This is a genomic window from Streptomyces sp. NPDC001156, assembly GCF_053598275.1.
This window is the reverse complement of record NZ_JBSFJX010000391.1, coordinates 1-3,955: the sequence shown is the minus strand read 5'-3', so window position 1 is coordinate 3,955 and position 3,955 is coordinate 1. Positions and strand designations below refer to the sequence as shown.

At 70.8% G+C, this 3,955-nt stretch carries 2 protein-coding genes; one reads left to right on the top strand and one right to left on the bottom strand.

Going from position 1 to position 3,955, the window contains the following annotated elements; translation table 11 throughout:
• A partial coding sequence (locus ACWDA7_RS51105) for an IS1380 family transposase (protein ID WP_450614848.1) occupies positions 1-1,599 on the top strand: 1,599 nt, incomplete at its 5' end.
• Between the two features lie 397 nt (positions 1,600-1,996).
• Here ACWDA7_RS51105 and ACWDA7_RS51100 read toward each other — a convergent pair.
• Entirely contained in the window at positions 1,997-3,715 is a 1,719-nt protein-coding gene (locus ACWDA7_RS51100; RefSeq protein ID WP_450614846.1) for a SpoIIE family protein phosphatase, read from the bottom strand.
• Positions 3,716-3,955 lie beyond the last annotated feature (240 nt).

The following is a 3,955-nucleotide window of genomic DNA, read 5'->3' as shown; positions in this document are numbered from 1 at the left end:
TGGTGCTCGGAAAGCGAGCATGCCCGGTTCGGTGGGGGGCCGTCGGAAAAGGGCCTGGTCACAGGCACCTCGCTGGCGGCCTACCCAACCGCACGTACGGTTCTGAGGGGGCCCCGGTCCAGCAATGGGCCGGGGCTACCCGACGCTACCGAATGGGATCACCGGCTTGCCGTGCGGGCCGACGGCAAGAACCTGATCGGCCACGCGGGCGTGGTGCTGCTGCGGAAGGTCGCCGACCGCGTCGGTCTGGCCGCCGCGCTGAGTGCGGCGTTGCCGAAGGGAGCCGGGCAGGGCTGGCGGGATCGGGGCATGGCGCTGGTCCAGCTGGCCTGCGCGATCGCGCTCGGCGCGACGAACGTCCTTCAGGCCGAGCAACTTCAGTACCACTGGCGGGCGGTGTTCGGTCGGCCGGTCTCGGACAGCACCCTGCGCCGTGCCCTGGCGGCGATCGACGGCCCGGTCGCGGTCCGGGTGGAGCACGTCCGCGCCGCGATACGTCGCGTGGTGTGGACGCTGCTCGCCCTGCGCCCCCACGGCTTCCCCTGGATCTCGGTGTGCGGCCGGGAGGTGACCGGCTGGTACGTCCTCCACCTCGACGCGACCATCGTCACCTGCACCAGCCGGAAGGAAGGCGCGGCGGGTACCTTCAAGGGCAGCTTCGGCCACATGCCGCTGGGGGCGTGGGTGGCCAACACCCGCGAGTGCGTCGCCAGGCTGCTGCGGCCCGGCAACGCAGCCCCCAACGGCGTCGCTGACCACAAGAGCGTTCTGGCCGCCGCGCTGCGGCAGCTCCCGCTGCCGCTGTGGTCGAAGCTGCTGGTCCGGATCGACGGTGCGGCCTTTAGCCACGAGGCCCTCGACCACCTCCAGACGCTGACCACCAGCCGGCGCCGGGTGCGCTGGGTGACCGGCTGGGCGATCAACGCCACGGACGAGCAGGCCATCGCGCTGCTGCCCGAGACGGCGTGGACGGCCGCGCTGCGGCAGGACGGCGAGGTCCACGAGATCAGGGGACCCGACGGCGAGTGGCTGACCTACCAGGTCGCCGAGCTGACCGGGGTCCGTGACCTGACCGGCTGGCCCAAGGGGATGCGGCTGATCGTGCGCCGGGTCAAGCCCTCGCGGCGGGATGCGAAGAAGCTGACCGCCTTCGAGAAGCGCACCGGCTGGCGCTACCAGATCATCGCCACGAACGTCCCCGCCCACCAGGGACTTTCCGGGGTTCCCGGCTCCGGGCAGGTGTGGTTCGTCGACGCCCTCTACCGTGATCACGCAGAGGTCGAGGACCGGGTGAAAGCGATCAAGCGGGTCGGCCTCGGGTTGCTGCCCTCCAAGTCCTGGCAGCTGAACGCCGCCTGGGTGCTGGCCGCCACGATCGCCGCCGACCTCGACGCATGGACCCGGCTCCTCCTCCTGCACGACGAGCCCGAACTCGCCGCCGCGGAGCCGGAGACGATCCGCATGAAGCTGTACCACCTGCCTGGCCGGCTCACCGCCCACGCCCGCAGGCGCACCCTGCACCTGGACCGCACCTGGTCCTGGACACGCGCATTCACCACCGCCTGGCAACGGGCCACCCAGCTTCCGGCCCTCACCTAACGGCCGGCCACCACCCCGACAACACCGGAGAGGAGAGGACCGCACCACCCTCGGGCCCGTGGAACCCGACGCCCCGCAGCGTCACGCGATGGCCAGTCCCGACACGGCACGGGACATATCGGGCAGCCAGCCGCTCACAACGCCGCCGTCAGCCCTCGGAAGAATCGAGGTTGGTGCATGCATCTCCATCACGCCGCAGCTCGCTGGCGTATGGCCGTCCACGCCCTCGAACGGGCTTGCGCGCATTCAGAAGACCGTTGGTGCAGGCGATCGCGATGGTCACTCAGAAAGAAACGCCCCCTCTGTCAACTTAACGACAGACCCCCGGGCTGGGCGACCGCGAAGAGCGGAACCGTGAAGGGCTGAGCCCTGGCGAGCTGAGCCCGCCGCGGCGGGCTCAGCCGCCGGGGATGTGCAGCGCGAGCAGGGCGATGTCGTCGTCGTTGTCCGCGGGCCGGGAACGGCTGACGAGACTGTCGCAGAAGTCGTCGAGCGGGCGGTGGGCCAGGGCCGCCGCGTGCTTGCTCAGCGCCTTCAGCCCCTGGTCGAGCGTGTGGCTCGGGGACTCGATGAGCCCGTCCGTGTAGAACACGAGCGTGCTCAGCGGGGGGATCGTGACGAACGCGTCGATCCGCTCCGTGGCGAGCTCCGTGCCGATGACGACCCCGTTCGCCTCTTCGAGGAACTTGGTTCGCCTGTCGTGGTGGACCAGGAGCGGCGGCGGGTGCCCGGCGTTGGTCCAGCGCAGCGTCCAGGGGCCGCCCGCCGCACCCTCCAACCGCGCCAGAATCAGCGAGGCCATGACGACATCGCTGACGTGCACCAGCGCCTGGTCGAGCCGGTCGACGATCCGGCTCGGCGGCGCCTCGTGGTCCCAGGCGAAGGCCCGCAGCATATTGCGGATCTGTGCCATACGGGCCGCCGCCTGGAGGTCGTGGCCGGCCACGTCACCGATCACCAGCGCGGTCGTCGCCCCGTCGGGCAGCAGGAACGCGTCGTACCAGTCGCCGCCGACCTGCGAGGCGTGCGGCGCGGGCTCGTAGCGCGCGGCCATCTCCAGACCGGGGATGCGGGGCAGCGGGGGCAGCAGATGGCGCTGCATGGTCGCCGCGATCCGCCGCTGCTGTTCGTACAAGCGGGCGTTGTCCACCGCCAGTCCGGCCCGGCGGGCGATGTCGTCCACCAGGGTGAGCTCGGCCGGGCCGTACGGCTGCGGCTGCTCGGCGCGGCCGACGGTCAGCGCGCCCAGCACCACCCCGCCCAGGCCGTACAGGGGCGCGATGACAGCGGAGCGGATACCGGTCGCCCGGATGAGATCGCGCTGCTGGACCGCGATGCCGGTATCGAGGGAACCCTCGTAGTCCGCAGGGCTCACGATCATCGGGAGGGCGCCGCGCAGCACCCGCGCGAGCGGCATGTTCTCGGTCTCCGAGGCCGGCGGCATGGAGCCCTCGAACTCCTCCGCGTTTACATGTGTGCCGTGGTGATGGTGGACGACGGCCACGCGCTGTACCTCCCCGCTCTCGTCCAGGAGGTCCACCACAGCCCAGTCGCCCAGCTGGGGGAGGAGCAGCCGGACCAGTCGGCGCAGCGTCTCGTGCGAGTCCAGGGTCGAGGTGAGCACGGTGGTGATCTCCGCGACCAGCGTGAGACGGCCGATGACGTCCGACAGCTCTGCCGCGGCGTCTGAGGGCTCGGCGGCCGGGGCTTCGCGCGGCGGGTGCTCGTAGAAGATCACGGCTCCGCCGTTCGTGCCGTCCTGCGTCCGGTAGGGCACGCTCAGACAGGCCACGTGGATGACGGCGCCGTCGCCTCGTTCGAACCACTCGTCCGAGTGCGCGGTGGTGCCGCTGAGGAAGGCGCCGAGCAGACGGCAGGCGTGGCGCGGCAAGGTGCCGCCGCCGGGCCCGCGATGCAGCAGATCATGGCTGTCGTGGCCGATCATGTCGGCGGCGGACCGCACGAGCAGGTTCTCGGCGCGCGGATTGACCCAGATGACGTGCGACTTGTCATCCAGGATGTACACCCCGGCGCTGAGCGCGGCCATCACCTGCTGAAGTAGCCGGGCGTCCGCGTGCGGCGACGTCTGGCCTTCGCCGTTCCGGTCCACAGCCATAGACTCCCCCCAGCCCTGACCGCTTGCCACCGGGCGTGGCGCCGCCTGCACCAGCGGTCTTCTGAATGCTCGCAAGCCCGTTCGAGGGCGTGGACAGCCATACGCCAGCGAGCTGCGCCGTGATGTAGATGTATGCACCAACCGGTCACTCAAGTCCATGTGGCGCGTTGCCCGCGCCGTGGTGACGGCGCGAAAATCGGTCGCGGGTGCCGCCCGCGTCTGACGTCGCTTTCCTCTTGG